We start from the raw sequence: 19,875 nt of genomic DNA, 5'->3' as shown, positions 1-19,875 counted from the left end.
CTGTCATGGACCTGTACCCCGGTTATTACGCGCAACAGTATTACTACGGGCTGCAATATTGCGCGGGCGTGATCGCCGTGATCATCCTGATCTCGAGCGCGGATGATCTGTTTATCGACCTGTATTACTGGGTCCGGCGGACATTCCGCGCGCTTACGGTCAAGCGCGAATACGCGTCGCTGAAAGCAGCACAGTTGCAGGAGCGCGCGGAGCAGCCCATCGCCATCATGATCCCCGCCTGGCACGAATATGGCGTGATCGCGGCGATGCTGGAAGACGCCGTGCGCGTGCTCGATTACCGGAACTACGCGATCTTCGTGGGAACGTATGTGAACGATGCCGCGACCATCGCTGAAGTCGAACGCATGCGGATGCGCTACAAGCAGCTGCATCGCGTGGAGGTGCCTCACGAGGGTCCGACCTGCAAGGCAGATTGCCTGAACTGGGTGGTGCAGGCAGCGCTTCAGCATGAACGCAATGCGGATCTGGAATTCGCAGGCTTCGTGTTGCATGACAGCGAAGATGTCCTGCATTCGCTGGAACTGAAGTTTTTCAACTTTCTCCTGCCGCGCAAGGACATGATCCAGTTGCCGGTGGCATCGCTCGAGCGGCACTGGTACGAGTTGGTCGCGGGCACTTATATGGATGAATTCGCCGAGTGGCACGCAAAGGATCTCGTGGTCCGCGAGAGCATGACGGGCAGCGTGCCGTCCGCGGGCGTGGGCACATGCTTCTCACGGCGGGCGATGCTCGCGCTTATCGAAACAACGAAGAACCAGCCGTTCAATACCGATTCCCTGACCGAAGACTACGACGTCGGCGCGCGCTTGCTGAAGCTCGGCATGGAATCGATTTTCGCGGTGTTTCCAGTGCAGTACCTCACGCGCCGCAAGAGCGTATTCGGCTTGGGCGAAGATCGCGAAGTGACCGTGACGGTGCCGCTTTCCGTGCGCGAATTTTTCCCCGATACGGTTCGCACCGCGTACCGGCAACGTGCGCGCTGGGTGCTCGGAATCGGCATGCAGGGCTGGCAGCAGACCGGCTGGAGCGGCTCGCTCGCCAACCGCTATTTGCTGTTTCGCGACCGCAAGGGTGTGGTGACATCGTTTGTCGGCATGCTGGCTTATGTGCTCGTGCTGCAGTTCATCGCGTTCATGTGCGCGGCCTCGCTCGGGCTGACGAGCAACTTGCTGCCATCACCGTTCGTGGATTCGGCGTGGATGAACACGGTGCTCGCGCTGAACGCGATCGCCGTATTGCTGCGGGTCGTGCAACGGGTGTATTTCGTCACTCGCCTCTACGGCTGGGAACAAGGCATTGTCTCCATTCCACGCATGGTCGTCGCCAACTTCATCAACTTCCTGGCGGTATCGCGGGCATGGCGGCTATTTGCGTCGCATCTGGTTACAGGTAAGCGGCTCGCATGGGACAAGACCATGCACGACTTTCCATCGGCGGCGGGTCTCTCCGAAAAGCGGCGTCAGCGGCTCGGCGAACTGCTCGTCTCCTGGCAGGCAATCAACGAGGACCAGCTCAAGACAGCAATGGAAGACGAGCTCGCGAGCGAAGCGCCGCTTGGCCGCGTGTTGATCGCGCGCGGCTGGCTCGATGAAGAGACGCTGGCCGAAGCGCTGTCGTTTCAATCGGAGCTGCAACGCGCGGCGCTGGACCCTGCTCTGCTCGACGAAGGCCAGGTACACGTGCCGCTCGAACACGCCATTCGATACCGCGTGCTGCCGCAAGGCACGGACCATGCGGGCCGACGGATCGTGCTGGCGGCGAGCCCGCTCGAAGACGATGCCCTCAAGGAAATCGAACGCGTCGCCGGAACGCCTGTCACGCAGCGGATCGTACGTGAAAGCGAAATCGCGACCGGCTTCCGGTTCTTGCGCGGCGCTGACAACGCCCTCGAGCCGAACGAGACGAACGTGCCGCTTCTCGGCGATTTGCTGATCCAGATGGGCTACATCACGCGCGAGAGTTTCAATGAAGCGCTGAAGGTGTACAGACCGGAACGCGATGGCCGGATCGGTGAATTCATGGTGGCGTATGGCGCGATCTCGGCACGGGCGCTGAGCGATGCCGTGCAGACGCAGATCCGCACGCGTGAAGCGGGGCAGCACACGTGAGCGGCGGCTGCGCCTTGACGCTGAGCCGCCGTGCTTTTCTGCGCGGCAGCGCCGCCGGAATGCTGGCGCTCGGACTCGCGGGCTGCCAGTCCACGCCGCTCGTCCAGGGTGTTGCATGGCAACTCGACAACACGCATGCCGACGCACATGGCGACTGGAATCGCCTGGGCGTGAGCGACCTGCTGCTGCAATGGACCGCCGTCGATAACACCGCGTATGTAGCCGGAACGCGGATTCCCGTTGCGGCGCGCTTGCCGGACTGGAACCGCATCGCGCAAGAACCCTGGGCGCGGCACGTGCTCGTCGGACTGGCCGGCCGCTTCGACGAAAACGCCGCGCGCGCCAATGTCGCGCTGCTTGTCGATCAGTCTCTCGAACTCGTGCGCGCGGCGCCGCGGCTGAACATCGAAGGTTGGTATTTCCCCGTTGAAGTCGATCCGAGCTGGCAGGACGCGCATTCGCTTGCGCCGTTGCTCGCACGGTTGCCGCGGCCCTTGTGGATCAGCGTCTACGACCGCGGCAACATCGGCGGCGCGGCGCTGGCGGACTGGCTTTCGGCCTGGCTGCCGAACGATGTCGGCGTGTTGTTGCAGGACGGCGTGGGCGTGTATGCGCGCGAACCGCGTATTGCCCGGACCTATGCCGATGCCCTCAGCGCGAAGTTCGGCCTTGAGCGCGTGCGGGTCATCGCGGAAGCGTTCCGTCTTGCGCCGGGATCGTCATTTCGATCGGCCACGGCACAAGAACTCCGGTTGCAGCTGGATGCCTACCGCGGTTATCGAACGTATCTTTTCGATGGACCCCACTACGTGCCGCCTCAACTCGTGGACAGTCTTCTGCAGTGAATATCAATCCGCTTCGTGGTCAACTTCCCAAACGTGTGCAAGCGTCAGTCGTCGGCGTCGCGCTCTTCTGGTCGCTTCCCGCAATATCGCAGGCCGATCAAAACCTTCCACTGCCGCTGACCGGCAGCGCCTACAGGGTCGCGCGGCAAGCGTACGGCAGCTACGACAGCCATCGTTATCAGGCGAGCGCCGGGTATGCACGCGAAGCGATCCGGCAACGCCCTGATGTGGTATCACTGCGCCTGTTGCTTGCCAGCGCGCTCGAAGCACAAGGCGACAGGCGCGCAGCGGTACGCGCAATCGATGCCGCCATCAAGGACCTCGGCCCCGAAGCCGCGTTGCGCGCCCGGCGCAGTGCCTTGCTTGCGATCATCGCGAGCGGCGGGAATGGTCCGGCCGATCCGAACGCGCTGACGGGCAAGTTGGCGAAGACGGCGCAGCGCGCTTATCGGGCGTATGCGAAGCATGATTATGAAAACGCGATCGCAGCAGCGAACGAGGTCTTGGCCGTACGGCCCGATGTCATGCCGCTGCATCTTCTCGTGATCGATGCACTGACAGCCGAAGGACGCGACCTGGATGCGTACAACGCGGTCATCGCGGAAACGCAACGCGGCGCAGACAACGAGGGGCTGCGTGCGCGGCGCGGGTTTATCGGTGCGCGGCTTGGACCGGTGGCGGCATCGGAAGCCTATGACGCGCTCAAGCGCGGCGATACGGATGCTGCAATCGAACGCGCCCGCGCTGCGATCGGTTTTGCGCCGGACGTACCCGGTGCACGCGATTTGCTGATCGACGCCTTGATGCAAGGCAATCGTTTCGATGAAGCCGATCAGGCTGCAACCGACGCAATATCCGCCAATCCATCCGCCCTCGCGCCGTGGCTGTTACGCGGCGCGATTCGCGAACGGCTCGGCAGGCATGACGCATCGCTTGCGGATTTCGCAGACGCGCTGCGGCTTCAGGACGGCACTCGACAAGAACGCCGCAACGGCCGGATCGTGATCGCGGATATGGCGTTGGCAACCGGCGATCCGCAACGCGCGCTCGATGCGCTGAGCGGTCTCGATGCCGATGGCGACGCCACCGATCTGATGATCGCCGTACGCCGTCAAAAGGCGCGGCGCGCGTTATCGTCGTCTGTCGCGGCCAATCCGGCCGATCTGCCGCTGCCGTTGCTCGATTGCGCGCGCATCGACTCGGGCATCCTCTGCACGCTTCATCCGTACGATCCCGCCTATGCGCAGTACGCTGCGGCTTCGCGCGCCTACGACCAGCAGGACTACGCGCTTGCCGTGGCGCAGGCGCGCGAGGCCGTTCGCATCGCGCCCGACGATCCGGTGCATAGGCTGTTGCTGATCCAGGCGCTGGCATCGAACGGCCATGCGGCCGAGTCCAGACAGGAAGCGTCGAACCTGATCCAAAGCGGCATGATCGATGTTTTGCCGAACGTGAACGCCGCGTATTTCGCATCGAATGCGGGACAGCCGGAGCTTGCCGCACGCTATTACAACGAGGCCGATCGCAACCAGGAATTGCCTCCTTCGAGCTTGCTCGATGCAGGTTATGCCAACCTGAACGCAGGCGCGGCGCCCGTGGCGGGCGGATATTTCAGGCGCGGCATCGACGCCGGCAACAAGGGCGATATTTCGCTGCCGCCGCAACAGGCCTACGAAACCCGCCGCACGATGTCCGAGCTCGACCGGACCTGGGGCGTGAATGCATCGCTGGGATACCGGCCTACAGGCGACCAGACCACCTTTGTGGCCAGTCCTGGAAGTACCGCCGACAAGAATGTGCAAGCCGGCGCGGAAGCCTACTGGCGTCCCTTCGGTTACCTCGATGGACACATTGTCGAGCTCTACGCGCGCGCCTACGAGACGCTCTATTCGAAAGCGGGCAACACCACGGGCACGCCGAGTCTGGAAGGCGCGCTGGGTGTGCGCGCGAAGCCGTTCGCGAGCCAGAACCTGGTGTTCGCGTTCGAGCGCATTGTGCCGCTTGGCAGCGCGGTGCAGCCGGACTGGCTTGGACGTATCGCGTATTCGAACGGTTTCGGCACGGATCTGCGTGTGGACACGCCAAGCTGGTGGACCGGGCAGCTTTACGCGGAAGGCGGCCATTACGTGACGCATCCGGACAGCTATGCAACCTTCAGCGGCGAGCTGGGCCGAAGCTACCGGCTCGATGCCATCGATCCGCATCTGGTCGCGTTTCCCTACGCGGTGCTTGGCGGCGACTACAACACGCAGATCAACAACCGCGCGTCGATGGGCGCGGGCGTCGGCTTGAATTTGCGCTACTGGTTCCGCGAGGACACGTATCACGCGCCGCGCTCGTTCGTGGATTTCTCGCTGCAGTACCGGCTGAAAATTGTTGGCGATGACCGCGCGAAGGGTGTGTTCTTCAACGCCAGCTTCAACTATTAGGTGTGTCCGAACCGGACACCATCGCCGGTTCGATACACTCGATCGCGAAGGTTTATCTAACGCGAACATGGAATTTATCTGGATTGCCCGCCGGCCACGTGCTCGATATCCTTCCTCGGCGCATCATGGGAATCCCTTTGAAACGAACCATCCTCAGGACGGCGTCATGCTGAAAAACATCGTAACCGGCTTGCTTGATATCGCCTACGACGAACAAGGCGATCCGAACGGATGGCCGGTCGTCTTGCTGCACGGCTTCCCATACGATATCCACACATACGACGACGTCACGCCCCGCCTGACCGCCCAAGGCGCACGGGTCTTGACGCCCTATCTCCGGGGCTACGGGTCCACGCGCTTTCTTGACCCGGCGACACTTCGATCGGGCCAGCAGGCAGCGCTCGGGGCCGACCTGCTGGCGCTGCTCGACGCGCTTCAGATCGAACAAGCCGTGCTGGGCGGATACGACTGGGGCGGCCGCGCGGCCTGCATCGTGGCGGCGCTCTACCCCTCGCGAGCGCGCGGTCTGGTATCGGTGAACGGGTACAACATCCAGAACCTGTCCATTGCCGGGCAACCGGAAAGTCCGGAGAAGGAGTATCGGCTCTGGTATCAGTATTATTTTCATGGCGAGCGCGGCCGTGCCGGGCTGACCGAGAACCGTCGGGAGTTCTGCCGGCTCTTATGGTCGTTGTGGTCGCCAACCTGGCATTTCGACGACGATACCTACGCGCGCTCGGCCGCCGCGTTCGACAACGCGGATTTCGTCGATGTCGTCATCCACTCGTACCGGCATCGCTATGGACTGGTCGATGGCGATCCACAGTTCGATGACATCGAGCGCCGCCTGGCGGCCCTGCCACCGATCACTGTCCCGGCGATCACCCTTCAAGGAGACGCTGATGGCGTCAGTCCCCCAGGAGGCAGCCAGGCCGGCTTGAAGCGCTTCACGGGCCGTCACGAGAACCGCGTAGTGCCGAACGCCGGTCATAACCTTCCACAGGAAGCGCCGGACGTGTTCGCCACTGCGATTCTCGAAGTCCGTTCATGGTGACCTGGAGGTTATCCGCAGCGCGAATGCGAAGCCGGTGAACGCAAATCCCACGGCACAGACGCCAGTCCAGCCGGCCATTGCCCAGGCAGCGCCGGAAAGCGCTGCCCCTACCGCACCGCCGACAAAAAACGTCCCGACGAACAGGCCATTCAGTCTTCCGCGCGCAGCCGGGTCCATCAGGTTGATCGCGCGGCGGCCCAGGGTCTGGTCGGTTACCACGCCGGCATCGAGCGCTGCTGCGCCTAGAACGAGCGTCGCGATAGCCATAACCGGATGAGCCTGCGCCGAAAAGCCTGCCCAACCGGCGCCCGCCACGCCGATCACCGCGAGCGCGACAAGCATCGTCAGGTGGCCGGCGGACAACATCTTGCGGCTCCATCCACGGTCGCCAGCGCGGCCGGCAAGCGGCGTGACGATCGCACCGGCTGCCCCGGCGAGCGCAAACAGTGCAATGCCGTCCATGCCGAAGCTGAATGGCGGCTGGACAAGCCGGAGCCCGATCGCTGTCCAGAACGCGCTGAACGCGCCCATGACCAGCGCCGCCGATGCCGCATTGCGTTGCAGCACGCGCTCGGTGCGCACCAACGTCCAGAGCGAATATAAAAGTGCGGAGTAAGACGTCTGGTTGCCCGGCGTGCGCATGGGAAGCTTCAGATACAGGACGACAGCGACCAGCGCGTCGGTCAATGCAGCCAGGCCATAGAAAGCACGCCAACCGACTGTACCTGCTATCAGGCTTGCGGCAGGACGCGACAACAGGATCCCGAGCATCAAGCCACTCATGACATTGCCAACCGCGCGGCCACGGTGGCTTTCCGGCGCCATTGAAGCGGCCATCGGCACCAGCATCTGGATTGCGCTGGAAGCAACGCCGGCGAGCAAAACGGCGACGAGAAACAAGACGCGCGACTCGGCGAGCATCGCGATTGCGAGAAACGCGGCACCGCACGCCAGCGTGTAGACGATAAGACGGCGATTTTCCAGCAGGTCGCATAGCGGCACGAGCAGCACCAGTCCGATCGCATATCCGAGTTGCGGCAGCATGGCTGCCAGGCCGGCATACTGCGGCGCGAGATGCAGGCTGAGGCCAATTGCTCCCGTCAGCGTTTGCGCGGCAAACAGGTTCATCACCATCACACCGACCGCTGTTGCAAAGAACACGGTCATCGGAACGGTAAGCGTATGAGCGCCGTCCGGCTCGGGCGCCGGCGCCACGCGAGCGGTCGTTTCTGCTGTTGGAATCATCGAAGGGAAGTCTCTGGACTGGATCAGAGAAACATCCTATCGGCGAGATCATTATGCGACAATTGAAAAATGTTGATAATGATTATGCGGATATATTTGTGAACACGCGAGATTTGCAGGCGTTTGTTGCCGTGGTCGACAGTGGTTCGATGGTTCGCGCCGCGGAAAAGCTGCATCTCACGCAACCGGGTTTGACGCGGCGCGTGCAAAACCTCGAATCCATGCTAGGCGTGGAATTACTCGAACGGCAAAGCAAGCCGCTCAAGCCATCGGCGGCGGGCAACGAGGTCTATGCGCTGGCGCGGACCGTATTGCGTGCGGTGGACGACCTGCTGTCGGTGGCGTCGCTCGACAGCGAACCTTCCGGCGAACTGCGGATCGGCATGCCGCCTTTTCTGGGCGAGGTCGCGCTCGAAAAACCCGTTGATCAACTGCGCTCCGTCTTTCCGCGACTGACGCTACGTGTCACAGCGGGCTGGTCTCCGGCACTCGTGCAAAGCGTTGAACGCGCGTCCCTCGATGCAGCAGTCGTGCTGATGCCACCTGGCTTCTCGCCGCCCGAGACGTTGCACGCAACACGCCTCGCGTTCGTGCCCACGGTGATTGTCGCGGCGCGCTCCCTCGGTCTGTCCGAAGCGCCGGTGACGCTGGCCGAGCTGAGCCGCTATGAATGGGTGCTCAATCAGGACGGCTGCGGAATGCGCTCGGTATTGAGTCGCACGCTGCAGGCTGCGGGGCTGCCGTTGAATGTTGCAGTCGAAGCGTTCGGCTCCGAGCTGCAACTGTCCCTTGTCGCACGCGGGCTGGGTATCGGGCTTGTCACGCCGGACATGCTGGAACGAAGTTCGCATCGGCTGTCGCTGCAGATCATCGATACCACTGACTTTCGCACCGGCGTCGATGTCTGGTTCGTGCATGGCTCCCTTCCCGGCCGGCTGATGCGCGCTATCGAAGTCTTGCGTGCCTCGCTGGACGAGGTGCTGGCCGAACGCGGGATTTCCACGCTTGCCGAAGACATCGAAACGGTGGACAGATAGCCCGAAGGTATAGGTATTGCTGAATTGTCGTGCCGGGCGTGAACCCATGGACGGTGTTCACGGAACCTGGCCCACGATTATTCAGGAGTTACAAATGAGAGCGCTGCGCTGGCATGGAAAACACGATATTCGATGTGACACGGTTCCCGACCCCGTCATAGAAGAAGGGCGCGACGCGATCATCAAGATGTCGACCTGCGCAATCTGCGGCTCCGACCTGCATCTTTTCGACGGCTTCATGCCGACCATGGAAAGCGGCGACATCATGGGTCATGAGTTCATGGGCGAAGTCGTTGAAGTGGGCAAGGACAACAAGGCGCTCAAGGTTGGCGATCGGGTGGTAGTCCCCTTCACGATCTTCTGCGGCGATTGCGATCAGTGCAAACGCGGCAACTTCTCCGTTTGCGAACGCAGTAATCGCAACAAGGACAAGGCCGACAAGGTGTTCGGCCATACGACCGCCGGGCTTTTCGGTTACTCGCATCTGACCGGCGGTTATGCGGGCGGCCAGGCCGAATACGTGCGCGTGCCCATGGCGGACACCACGCACGTCAAAATTCCCGACGGCCTGACCGACGAACAGGTTCTTTTTCTCGGCGACATCTTCCCGACCGGCTGGCAAGCGGCGGTCAACTGCGATATTCAGCCCGACGACACGGTCGCAATCTGGGGCGCGGGGCCGGTCGGTCAGATGGCGATCCGCAGCGCCGTGCTGCTGGGCGCAAAGCATGTTGTCGTGATCGATCGGGTTCCCGAACGGCTGGCCATGGCAAAAGCCGGCGGCGCGATCGTCATCAACTTCGACGAAGAAAGCGTGCTTGACCGGCTGAAGGACCTGACCAACGGCAAGGGCCCTGAAAAGTGCATCGATGCCGTCGGCATGGAATCCCACGCAACCCGCTCTGTCGATGCCATGTACGACCGCGTCAAGCAGGCGGTCATGCTGGAGTCGGATCGTCCTCACGTGCTGCGCGAAATGATCTATGTTTGCCGTCCTGCTGGAATCCTGTCCGTGCCGGGCGTCTACGGCGGCCTGATCGACAAGATCCCCTTCGGTGCGTCGATGAACAAGGGACTGACATGGAAGATGGGCCAGACCCATGTAAAGCGCTGGACTGATGATCTGCTCAATCGAATTCAGGAAGGCCAGATCGACCCATCCTTCGTGATCACCCATACGGTCTCGATGGAAGACGGTCCCGCGATGTACAAGACCTTCCGCGACAAGGAAGACGGGTGCATCAAGGTAGTCATCAAACCCTGACGGCATTTCAATCCCGCCGGCGGGTTTGCGCCGGTGTGGATTCGAGCAGCTGTTCGTATGACAATGTGGACTTTGTTTAATAATGCGCGCCGGCCAAACTCGGCGTACGCGCACGATCAACCATGTTGCATGGGAGACAGCTGAATGAAATGCACGATCGTGGGATCGCGGTATTTCGGCGCGTCGGTGCTGGAAGCGTTCCGGGCCGACGGAATCGAGATTGCCGGCGTAGTCGCACCCGCCGCCGATGACCGCCTTGCTGTCGCAGCCCGCGCGGCAGGCTTGCCGACGGTGATCCACGAAAATCCAAAATATATCGATGGCAGCGCCATTCCCGAAGACACCGGTCTGATCATCGCCGCGCACACGCATGCGCGCGTGAGCGACGAGGCGCTGGCGCGCTCGCGCCTGGGTGGCGTGGGTTATCACCCTTCGCTGCTGCCGCGTCATCGAGGCATCGCAGCGGTCGAGTGGACCATTCTGGAAGGCGACCCCATTGCGGGTGGCTCGATCTATCACCTCTCGCACGGCTGGGACGCCGGGGCGATCGCCGCGCAGGACTGGTGCTTCGTGAGGAAGGGCGAGAACGCGCGAGAACTTTGGGAGCGCGCGCTGGCGCCAATGGGACTTGCGCTGCTACTGCGCGTGGCGCACCACGCACGCGAACACGGCGAGCTGCCGGCAAGCGTTCAGGACGAACAATTTGCCACGCGCGCGCCGATCATCCGCCGGCGCATCGATCTTGTCGAGGAACCGACTGGGCCGCTTGCAACGCTCGTTGTCACGGCGATTGGCGCGGATCGTCCGGGAATAGTCAATCTGCTTTCCGAACGCGCGCGAGCGTTCGGCGCGAACTGGACCGGCAGCCGCATGGCGAGTATTGGCAGCCAGTTTGCCGGGATGGTGCAATTCGATGTCGCGCAACGTCACGCCGACGCGCTTACCACCGCACTGCGCGATCTGGAGAGCGCGGGATTGCGCGTCGTAATTGCGCGCAGCGACCTGCCGCCGCTCGGTCAAGGCCGGCGCCGCATATCGCTAGAGTTAAGCGCTCCCGACCGGCCCGGGATCGTGCAGGATCTCTCGGCCAGCCTCTCGGCGCACGATATCAGCATCGAAGAACTGGGCACGGATCTCACGCACGAGGCCGAGCGGCCACGTCAGTTCAACGTCAAGGCGATGCTCGCCGTACCCGGGACAATGTCGATCGATGCGCTGCGCGTGCTGCTCGAATCGCTCGCCGCCGACATGCTGGCCGACATGGCGCTCGGGGAAGGCAGCGCCTGATCCTGTTGCCCTGGCCTCCTCGGCCAGGCTCCTGCAGCGGAAATCCCGGATCGCCGAAACACGCGGCACGGCGTTTGCTCCATGATGGGGCACGCCATCGCGTGCAAATACCAACACGATCTCTAACGGCTCCGGCTTCCGTTCAATCAGGAAAACTTATGAAACTGCTCACTACTCAAGACGGTCTGCCGCGCCTTTCATGGGGTTCCGTGATCGCTGGCGTGATTCTCTCGTCCATCGTCTATCTCATCATGAGTGTGCTCGGCGCCGCCATAGGCGCCTCGCTTCTGTCTCCATTGTCCCAGCCCAATCCCATGCACGGTTTCGGTTTTGGCTCCGGCGTCTGGGTGATCGTCACAACGGTGCTGGCGGTGTTCATCGGCTCGTATTTCGCTGGCCGATGCGCGCCCGTGCTCGGCTGGCTGCATGGCCTGCTCTCATGGGCGGTCATGACGCTCTTGATTGTCTTCGGCATGACGTCGATGATAGGAAGCGCCGTAAGCACGGTTGGCAGCGTTGCCGCCACGAGCGCACAAGTCGGGGCAACGGCCGCGAACCAGGCGAACGCGGATCCGTCCATGATGAATTCGGCCAAGCAACAGCTCCAGGCCGCGGTTGCATCGGCGGCATCCGCTGCGTCGAGCCCCGACGCTGAACAGGACGCACGGCAGGCAGCCGATACCGCTGCACGCGGTGTCGCTCGTGCAAGCTGGTTCTCGTTTGCCGCGCTGATCGTGGGCGCGATCATCGCCATCGTTTCCGGCGGCGCTGGGTTCCGTCATCAGCCGCCCTACGAGGACGTAGGCGGCTCGGCAGTAGGCAACGATGCGATCTCCGCACGCAGCCGCGTGGTGCGTCCAGGCACTGGACCGCTGTAATCCCCCCGCAGTCCGATGCTGGCCGAAGCAAATGCTTCGGCCTTTTTTGTATGGAACGGGCATTGCTGTTCCTTTGGCTGACGACTATTCGTTCATCAATTCGCCAAGGAGCGCGCATGAGCACCGAAAATCAATACGCAATGCAGGACCCGACCAAGCAGTATCCACAACCCGAATTCGATAAACAGCCGCAGTCCGCCCCCGGACTTGCTGCAGACATGAACCCCAGGCCCGATCACGGTGAAACCAGCTACAAGGGCTTCGGCAGACTCGCCGGGCGGCGCGCGCTCATTACCGGCGCGGACAGCGGCATTGGCCGCGCCGTTGCAATCGCGTTTGCCCGAGAAGGCGCTGATGTCGTGCTCAACTATCTCCCGAGCGAAGAGGAAGATGCGCGCGATGTCGTGGGTTTTGTCGAGCAGGCCGGACGCAAGGCGGTCGCGCTTCCGGGCGATATTGGCGACGAGGCGTTCTGCAAGTCGCTGGTATCGCAAACAATCGAGCGGTTGGGCGGGATCGATATTCTCGTGAACGTCGCGGGCAAGCAAACAGCGGTCGAAGACATTGCCGACCTGAGCACCGAGCAGTTCGAAGCCACGCTGCGCACCAACGTTCTGGCGATGTTCTGGCTGTGCAAGGCAGCGCTGCCCCACATGCCGCCGGGCGCGACGATCATCAACACGACATCCATTCAAAGCTACCAGCCAAGCCCGAGCCTGCTCGACTATGCGCCATCCAAAGCCGCCATTACCGCGTTCACCCATGCGCTGGCGAAACAAGTCATCGGCAAGGGCATTCGCGTGAACGCCGTTGCGCCGGGACCGGTGTGGACACCGCTGCAACCCAGCGGCGGACAGCCTCAAGAAAAGATCGTCTCATTCGGTTCCGAAGTACCAATGAAGCGGCCCGGCCAACCGGCAGAACTGGCGCCGGTTTATGTGCTGCTGGCATCGCAGGAGTCGAGCTTTACGACGGGCGAAGTCTATGGCGTGACGGGCGGCAATCACTTGCCTTGAGCGTTGTTACGAATGCTGCATGCGGCAATAATCAAAAACAAAAAGATTGAATCCGCTGTAACCGGATCTCGACAGTCGGCGAAATAGATTACGTACCCGCCACGGGTACCGTCTACCTCAACCACTGGAGAGATTCAAATGTCCGCAAAGACCACTGTTAGCGCCACCCTTCTCGCTGGCGTTGTCGCGAGCCTGCTTGCATCGGTGGCTCACGCCGCGCCGCTTACGAAGGGCGAAGAAAGCGCCGCCATCGCGGCTCATAAAGAGAAGTGCTATGGCGTTGCACTGAAGGGGCAAAACGACTGCGCCGCCGGTCCCGGCACGACGTGTCAAGGTACGTCAACGATGGATTTCCAGCACAACTCCTGGAAGTTCGTACAAGGCGGAACGTGCGCAAGCATCCAGGTTCCTGGTGGCGAACACGGCTCGCTGACGCCGATGAAGTCCTGATCCCGCGAACGATCAAGAATGGAAGCGGTCATGGACAATTCCACGAAGACAAGCGCGGTGATTGATGCAGGCCGCTTCCGTCGCGCGCTATCTGATACGCCGAAGCTGACCGGCACTAGTTTCAAGCACGAACACCTCGCTGCGATTCTCTCGGATGGATTGAACGAAGCGTTCTTCGAGGTCCACGCCGAAAACTACATGGGTGCGGGCGGGCCGCCGCATCGGATGCTTGCGTCGATTCGCGAAAACTATCTTGTTTCCATTCATGGCGTGTGCATGTCCATTGGCGGCCCGGGCGCGCTGGACGATGTTCATCTCGCACGATTCCGCGATGTGGTGAGCCGATACCAACCCGCGCTGGTATCCGAGCATCTGGCGTGGTCGTCGCACGGCGGGTCGTTCTTCAACGATCTCCTGCCCTTGCCGTACACAAGGCAGACTCTCGACAAGGTGTGCTCGCACATCGATCAGGTTCAGGAAGCGATCAAACGGCCGATCCTGCTCGAGAATCCATCAACGTATGTGGCCTTTGCTTCATCGACCATGAGCGAGACGGGATTCCTCCGCGCGGTCGCGCAGCGCACCGGCTGCGCCCTCCTGCTCGATATCAACAACGTTTTTGTATCGGCGAACAATCACGGCTTTTCGGCGTCGGCGTATCTGGCTGAGTTTCCGCTTGAACGCGTCGGCGAAATACATCTCGCGGGACACAGCGAGCAAGAAGACGACGAGAACGAACTGCTTCTGATCGATAGCCACGACCGCGCCGTCTCCGATCCGGTCTGGAAGCTGTATGCAGATGTCGTATCGAAAATTGGGCCGGTGCCCACGTTGATCGAATGGGACAGCAAGCTTCCCGACTGGCCCGTGTTGCGCGAAGAGGCACAGATGGCGCGGCGAGTCATGGAAAGAAGCGCCATGCCGATCTCCCGGGAGATCAATCATGCGTTCTGAGAATTTCGTGAGCGAGTACGCCTTTACGTTTGCGCCAGGACTGACGGACCCGGCGACGGTCGCGCCGCAAGACGTGGTTGCGCGACATGGCAAGGGCGTGATCAAACGCTACAACGTGTATCGCAACAACGTCACGGTCAGTCTGATCGATGCGCTCGCCGCGATCTATCCAGCGGTCCAGCGCATTACCGGCGCCGATTTCTTCAAGGCAATGGCGCGCTTCCACGTGCGCGAAACGCCTCCCACATCGGCGTTGCTGTTCGAGTACGGTCGGCATTTTCCGGCGTTCATCGAATCGTACGAGTACGCGCGGGAAATGCCGTGGCTCGCGGATACGGCGCGCATCGAGCGGGCATGGCTAGACGCGTATCACGCTGCCGACCGCGTCACGCTTTCGGCTGAAGCGCTGGCGTGCATCGATCCGGCATTGCTGGCCGACGTGCGTTTCGAAGCGCATCCCGCCACGCGGATCGTGCGCTCGGCTTACCCCGCCGTTGCCATCTTCGCGATGAACCGTACCGATGGTCCCGTGTCCCCGCTCTGTGCGAGCGATCCCGAAGATGCACTCGTCACGCGCCCGGATCAGGATGTGATCGTCTCGCGCCTTCCGGCGGGCGGCGCGGCCTTCCTCAGCCGTCTTCTCGATGGCGCGTCACTCGGCGACGCGATCGCCGCCGCATTCGAAGAAGCCCCTGCCTTCGATATCCACGCCAATCTGGCAGGAATGATCTCGGCCGGCGTGTTCACCGCCGTTCAACCTGGAGACAAACAAGATGTCTGACCGACAAGATGTAGCACTTCCCTTCCCGGGCGCGGTGGTATCGGTGATTGGCGCCGCGAGGCGGCTGGTCGAGCGGCTCGCGCAGCCGTGGCTCGTTCAACTCGTGCTGCGGCTTGCGCTCGCCGTGCCGTTCTACAAGTCCGGCATTCTCAAATGGCACGGCTTCCTTCAACTCAACGATACCGCTATCGACCTGTTCACCGAGGAGTTCAAGCTGCACCTCCCGGGCGGTCCATACGCGTTCCCCCATCCTGCCGTTTTTGCGTTCCTGTCAGGTTGCGGTGAAGTGATGTTTCCGGTTCTGCTCGTGCTTGGATTCGGCACGCGCTTCGCCGCGCTCGGTTTGATATTGATGACCTGCATCATCGAGTTGACGGTGCCGGAAGGCTGGCCAATTCACCTGACCTGGCTCGCCATGGCGCTCGCGATCGCCGCCTGGGGACCGGGACGGATTTCCGTCGACTATCTGCTGGGTGACAGGTCGTTCAGGTCATGACCCGCGCGCGGCTTCCGGATAATCCGTATAGCCGCGAGCGTCGCCCTGATAGTAGGTCTCGGGCGCCGATTCGCGCAGCGGCAGGTCTTCGCGCAAACGCTTGACCAGATCAGGATTGCCGATGAAAGCCTTCCCGAAGGACACGAGATCCGCATGTCCGCTTTCTATCGCACGACTGGCCGATGCCTTGTCGAAACCGAAGTTGGCGATCAACGCACCCTCGAAGCGCTGCCGGAAGTATCGGATGGTGTCCTGCAAGGCCGCCACCGGCGTGCCGGCAAGGTCGTTCAGCGCCTGGACCACTTGAAGATGCGATAGCGGCAGGTCGTTGAGACGCGCGACGAGGTAGTCGTAGGTCGCGATGGTCTTGCCGGTTGGCGCAAAGCCGCCCATCGCCATAGTGGGGCTGATCTTGACGCCCACACGGCCGGGGCTCCAGTCGCCTACCAAAGCTTCCATGATTTCAAGCACGATTCGCGCGCGATTTTCGACGCTGCCGCCATACGCATCATCGCGTATGTTGAGCACGCTGTTGAGAAACTGCGGCAATAGATAGAAGGTGCCGGCATGCACTTCAACTCCGTCGAACCCTGCTGAACGGGCGTTCCTGGCAGCAGCGCGGTAAGCATCGATTGTTCTCGTGATGTCATCCTTCGACATGGCTCGCGGCGTGACCGTCGCCTTGAATCCTTCCGCCGTGAAGGACCTGAGGCGCGGGTTGATCGCGGACGGCGCGAGGGGTTGCTCGCCACTGAAGAAATCCGGGTGCGAGACCGATCCCGAATGAGCCAGCTGCGCGAAGATTGTGCCGCCCGCCGCATGGACCGCGTCGGTAACGGCGCGCCATCCAGCGACCTGTTCGGGCGTGAACAAGCCCGGCACATTGATGAACCCGATGCCCTCCGGGCTGACCCACGTCGCCTCGGTCAGGATCAATCCCGCCGATGCCCGCTGACGGTAATACTCGACATGCAAATCCGTCGGGACGAGTCCGGCGTTCCGGGCCCGTCCGCGGGTCATCGGCGCCATGACGATCCGGTTGGTCAGCATGCGCCCGCCGAGGTCGAAGGACGAAAAAAGCGGATTTGCCGCAGTCTGGGACATCAAAACTCCTGATTCCGATGAGGCCTCCGGAAATGGAAGCCTCGATCCGACGGAGCCTAACTCATGCGAAAAAGTCGTAGTAGCATCAGAAACTAGCTAACTTAAATTTGATTTCTGAATGAACGACCGCTTCTATTCGCTGATGTTGTTCGCCCGCGTGGCGCGGACCGGCAGCTTTTCTCTTGCCGGCCGGGAGCTTGGCATTTCGCAGCCGACTGCATCGCGGATCGTCGCCGCGCTTGAAAAACAGGTCGGCGCAGCATTGCTTACCCGGACGACCCGCGCCGTCACGCTGACCGAGGCAGGCGCGGACTACCTGGCGCGAGTCGAAGCGATCCTTGCCGCTCTGGACGAGGCCGATCACGCGGCGCGCGGCACGGGCGAGCTTCGCGGCGTGCTGCGGATCGCAATGTCGACATCCACGGCCGTACGAAGCGTGCTCCCGCGCATGCCCCGCTTCACCGATAAACATCCCAAACTTCGCATCGAATTCGTTCTCAACGATGAAAAGCAGGATCTCGTGGGCGATGCCGTCGATGTCGCGCTGCGCATCGGCAGCCTTGCGGATTCGTCGGCGGTGGCGCGGAAGATCGGCGTCGTGCACAGGACGCTCGCAGCGTCGCCCGGCTATCTGGCGAAAGCGGGCACGCCGCAAACGCCTTCGGAGCTGACCGGATTTTCGATCATCGTCGGGCCGGCAGGCCGTGGAATGGAGGGATGGATATTCACCAAGAACGGCAAGACCGTCTCGGTCCGTGTCGATGGCCGTTTCATCCTGAACGGCGCCGAGGGCGCGACGGCCGCGGCGGTTGCCGGCCTCGGCATCGTTTCGTCCGGCGCCCTTGGCATGCTCGAGGAGTTGCAGAGCGGCCAGCTGGTCCGCGTGCTCCCGGACTGGGAGATGGGATCGGCCGATGTTCATGTAGTGCTCCCCGCCGGACGCGCCGCCAAACCTTCTGCACGGGCATTCGCGGATTTCATTGGCGCCGAGTTGCGGGAGCTGGAGACGGTTTGGGCGTCATTGGCAGGTGCGTGACGTCACGTCCTGAGCTGACAGATCTCGCGTCGATTGCAGGAATTCGTTAATCTTGGTGAGACACAAAATTTGACCAATTCCTGAAACCCCGAGCTTTCCGGCGGTGACGATCCACAACCTCGCCGGAATCCTCGAAGCGCAGAGATCCCCATCCGATGCCCACCGACACTCCAGAACCACAGGCCGTCTGTAATCCCGTCACTCGCAGCGCGATTTTTATCGTCGCCACGCTTAAAGCCGGCGCTGAAAACGCCGGCACCGTGCGCTCCTTGTGCGGCGACGTCGCGGCGCTGGTCCGTGCAGTTGGCACGCGCGCGCCCACGGGCGAACTGTCGTGCGTGTTCGGCTTCGGAGCCGAAGTCTGGGATACGCTTTTCGGCGCGCCGCGCCCGGCGAATCTTCATCCATTTCGTGAGTTCGGCGACGGCAACCGCCGCGCTGTCGGCACGCAGGGCGACCTGCTCTTGCATATCCGCGCGGACCACATGGACCTGTGCTTCGAGCTCGCCGCCCAATTGATGGCGCGTTTGAGCGATGCCGTTTCAGTCGTCGACGAAGTGCACGGTTTCCGCTATTTCGACTTGCGCGACATGGTGGGTTTCGTCGATGGCACCGAGAACCCGCGAGGCCGCGAGGCTTTCGACTTTGTAGTGATCCGCGATCAGGATCGCGATTTCGCCGGTGGCAGCTACGTGATGGTGCAGAAATACCTGCATGACATGACGGCGTGGGAATCACTTCCGGTCGAGGCACAGGAGAGGATCATCGGCCGAAAGAAGCTGTCCGATGTCGAACTCGACGAGTCCGTCAAACCCTCGTCGTCGCACAGCTCGTTGACGACGATCGAAAAGGACGGCCAGGAAGTGAAGATCCTGCGTCACAACATGGCGTTCGGGCGTCCCGGCGCGGGCGAGTTCGGAACGTATTTCATCGGCTATGCGAGTTCACCCGAGCCTATCGAGCAAATGCTCCAGAACATGTTTGTCGGGCGTCCGCCCGGCAACTACGACCGGCTTCTCGACTATAGCCGCGCGGTCACGGGCGGCTTGTTCTTCGTTCCATCGGCTGAGTTGCTCGAGGAGCTCGCTGACCGCAAGCCTTGACTCGCGGTCAGTGAGAAATCACGCCGCCCGGCTCTACCATTGGGCGAGCAACGCGGGCAAGCCGGCCATGTCCTTGAAGACGTGAGCCACGCCCGCCTCGCGAAGCGCTTTCGGCTCGCTATGTCCTTCCTCGCGCGGGCTGTAGCCAAACACCGTGGCGCCCGCGGCCACGCCGGCCGTCGCGCCCGTGACCGTGTCCTCCACGATCGCGCAACGCGCCGGATCGACGCCCAGCGCCTTGGCTGCCGCCAGATAAACGTCCGGGTAGGGTTTGGTGTGCGCCATTTCGTGGCCGCTAAAAACGCGGCCGTTGAAGTACTCCATCATGCCGACCTTCGTCAGTTGCATCTCGACCTTGAACCGGTCGGCGCCGGAGGCCACGGCAATGCGTCCATCGAACGTCCGGTGCAGCGTTTGAACAGCCGAAAGCGCGCCGTCGATAGCGACCAGCCCACGTTCGAGCGCCACATTGCGTCGTTCGCGGAACTGCACGAGCCACTCTTCTGTAAGAGGCACGCCGGTGCGCGCTTCAATCAGCGGCGCCTCATCCTTCACCGCCTTGCCGATAAAGATCCGCATGGTTTCCTCGACACTCACGTGCCAACCCAGTTCGCCCAGCATCTCGCTGAGGACGCGGTTGGTGATGAGTTCGGAATCGACGAGCACGCCGTCGCAGTCAAACAGTACGGCATCGAAAGGAAGCTTGGACATGGAGGATAAGAGTGTTGGTCCGCAGAACGGGCAAGGATACCGCACGACGCGCACGG

The 19,875-nt window shown here is 62.1% G+C and carries 18 protein-coding genes; 15 read left to right on the top strand and 3 right to left on the bottom strand.

What is annotated here, in order from left to right; translation table 11 throughout:
- Window positions 1-5 precede the first annotated feature (5 nt).
- The 4 genes from HB633_RS27850 to HB633_RS27835 all read left to right on the top strand — a co-directional run bounded on the left by HB633_RS27850 (window position 6) and on the right by HB633_RS27835 (window position 6,457).
- On the top strand, window positions 6-2,129 hold the full coding sequence (locus HB633_RS27850) for a glycosyl transferase family protein (RefSeq protein ID WP_213781388.1): 2,124 nt from the start codon (window positions 6-8) through the stop codon (window positions 2,127-2,129).
- The gene (locus HB633_RS27845; RefSeq protein ID WP_346730378.1) at window positions 2,126-2,974 is read left to right on the top strand and encodes a twin-arginine translocation signal domain-containing protein; all 849 of its coding nucleotides are present in this window, start codon (window positions 2,126-2,128) and stop codon (window positions 2,972-2,974) included. Before HB633_RS27850 ends, HB633_RS27845 begins: the two co-directional genes overlap by 4 nt.
- Window positions 2,971-5,403 (top strand): tetratricopeptide repeat protein, encoded by a 2,433-nt coding sequence (locus HB633_RS27840; RefSeq protein WP_213781387.1) that lies wholly within the window; start codon window positions 2,971-2,973, stop codon window positions 5,401-5,403. The genes HB633_RS27845 and HB633_RS27840 overlap by 4 nt, the downstream gene beginning before the upstream one ends.
- 166 nt (window positions 5,404-5,569) lie before the next feature.
- Window positions 5,570-6,457 (top strand): alpha/beta hydrolase, encoded by an 888-nt coding sequence (locus tag HB633_RS27835; protein ID WP_213781386.1) that lies wholly within the window; start codon window positions 5,570-5,572, stop codon window positions 6,455-6,457.
- On the opposite strand, the gene HB633_RS27830 is transcribed toward HB633_RS27835, so the two are convergent.
- On the bottom strand, window positions 6,449-7,702 hold the full coding sequence (locus HB633_RS27830; RefSeq protein WP_213781385.1) for an MFS transporter: 1,254 nt from the start codon (window positions 7,700-7,702) through the stop codon (window positions 6,449-6,451). The genes HB633_RS27835 and HB633_RS27830 overlap by 9 nt on opposite strands.
- 98 nt (window positions 7,703-7,800) lie before the next feature.
- Here HB633_RS27830 and HB633_RS27825 point away from each other — a divergent pair, with 98 nt between their 5' ends.
- From HB633_RS27825 to HB633_RS27785, 9 genes are all read left to right on the top strand, one after another.
- Window positions 7,801-8,739: a LysR substrate-binding domain-containing protein gene (locus HB633_RS27825; protein ID WP_213781384.1), complete on the top strand. Its 939-nt coding sequence runs from the start codon at window positions 7,801-7,803 to the stop codon at window positions 8,737-8,739.
- 94 nt (window positions 8,740-8,833) lie between these two features.
- Window positions 8,834-10,003 (top strand): zinc-dependent alcohol dehydrogenase, encoded by a 1,170-nt coding sequence (locus HB633_RS27820; RefSeq protein ID WP_213781383.1) that lies wholly within the window; start codon window positions 8,834-8,836, stop codon window positions 10,001-10,003.
- Window positions 10,004-10,147: 144 nt separating this feature from the next.
- Window positions 10,148-11,290, top strand: a complete 1,143-nt coding sequence (locus HB633_RS27815; RefSeq protein WP_213781382.1) for an ACT domain-containing protein — start codon at window positions 10,148-10,150, stop codon at window positions 11,288-11,290.
- A gap of 158 nt (window positions 11,291-11,448) precedes the next feature.
- Window positions 11,449-12,168, top strand: a complete 720-nt coding sequence (locus tag HB633_RS27810) for a TIGR04086 family membrane protein (RefSeq protein WP_213781381.1) — start codon at window positions 11,449-11,451, stop codon at window positions 12,166-12,168.
- Window positions 12,169-12,284: 116 nt separating this feature from the next.
- Complete coding sequence (locus HB633_RS27805) at window positions 12,285-13,184, top strand: SDR family oxidoreductase (RefSeq protein WP_213781380.1); 900 nt, start codon at window positions 12,285-12,287, stop codon at window positions 13,182-13,184.
- Window positions 13,185-13,322: 138 nt separating this feature from the next.
- Window positions 13,323-13,634 carry a DUF2282 domain-containing protein gene (locus tag HB633_RS27800; protein ID WP_213781379.1) on the top strand — a complete coding sequence of 104 codons (312 nt, stop codon included), beginning with the start codon at window positions 13,323-13,325 and terminating at the stop codon, window positions 13,632-13,634.
- Window positions 13,635-13,664: 30 nt separating this feature from the next.
- Window positions 13,665-14,588, top strand: a complete 924-nt coding sequence (locus tag HB633_RS27795; protein WP_213781378.1) for a DUF692 domain-containing protein — start codon at window positions 13,665-13,667, stop codon at window positions 14,586-14,588.
- Entirely contained in the window at window positions 14,578-15,369 is a 792-nt protein-coding gene (locus HB633_RS27790; RefSeq protein WP_213781377.1) for a DNA-binding domain-containing protein, read from the top strand. The genes HB633_RS27795 and HB633_RS27790 overlap by 11 nt, the downstream gene beginning before the upstream one ends.
- A complete protein-coding gene (locus HB633_RS27785) occupies window positions 15,362-15,865 on the top strand; it encodes a DoxX family protein (RefSeq protein ID WP_213781376.1) in 504 nt (167 codons plus the stop codon). Before HB633_RS27790 ends, HB633_RS27785 begins: the two co-directional genes overlap by 8 nt.
- Here HB633_RS27785 and HB633_RS27780 read toward each other — a convergent pair.
- Window positions 15,860-16,969 (bottom strand): alkene reductase, encoded by a 1,110-nt coding sequence (locus HB633_RS27780; RefSeq protein WP_213781375.1) that lies wholly within the window; start codon window positions 16,967-16,969, stop codon window positions 15,860-15,862. The genes HB633_RS27785 and HB633_RS27780 overlap by 6 nt on opposite strands.
- Before the next feature lie 118 nt (window positions 16,970-17,087).
- On the opposite strand from HB633_RS27780, the gene HB633_RS27775 reads away from it, so the two are divergent.
- Together HB633_RS27775 and HB633_RS27770 are read left to right on the top strand one after the other, a co-directional pair.
- On the top strand, window positions 17,088-18,005 hold the full coding sequence (locus HB633_RS27775; RefSeq protein WP_213781374.1) for a LysR family transcriptional regulator: 918 nt from the start codon (window positions 17,088-17,090) through the stop codon (window positions 18,003-18,005).
- A gap of 155 nt (window positions 18,006-18,160) precedes the next feature.
- Window positions 18,161-19,108 carry a Dyp-type peroxidase gene (locus HB633_RS27770; RefSeq protein WP_213781373.1) on the top strand — a complete coding sequence of 316 codons (948 nt, stop codon included), beginning with the start codon at window positions 18,161-18,163 and terminating at the stop codon, window positions 19,106-19,108.
- Window positions 19,109-19,141: 33 nt separating this feature from the next.
- Here the strand turns inward: HB633_RS27770 and HB633_RS27765 are convergent, their stop codons facing one another.
- Window positions 19,142-19,819: an HAD family phosphatase gene (locus HB633_RS27765; RefSeq protein WP_213781372.1), complete on the bottom strand. Its 678-nt coding sequence runs from the start codon at window positions 19,817-19,819 to the stop codon at window positions 19,142-19,144.
- Between the last annotated feature and the right edge of the window lie 56 nt (window positions 19,820-19,875).

The sequence above is a fragment of the Caballeronia sp. dw_276 genome (genome assembly GCF_018449635.1).
Classification (GTDB): Bacteria; Pseudomonadota; Gammaproteobacteria; order Burkholderiales; family Burkholderiaceae; genus Caballeronia.
Note: the sequence above shows the minus strand (reverse complement) of the source record. Positions and strands in the feature narration are given on the sequence as shown.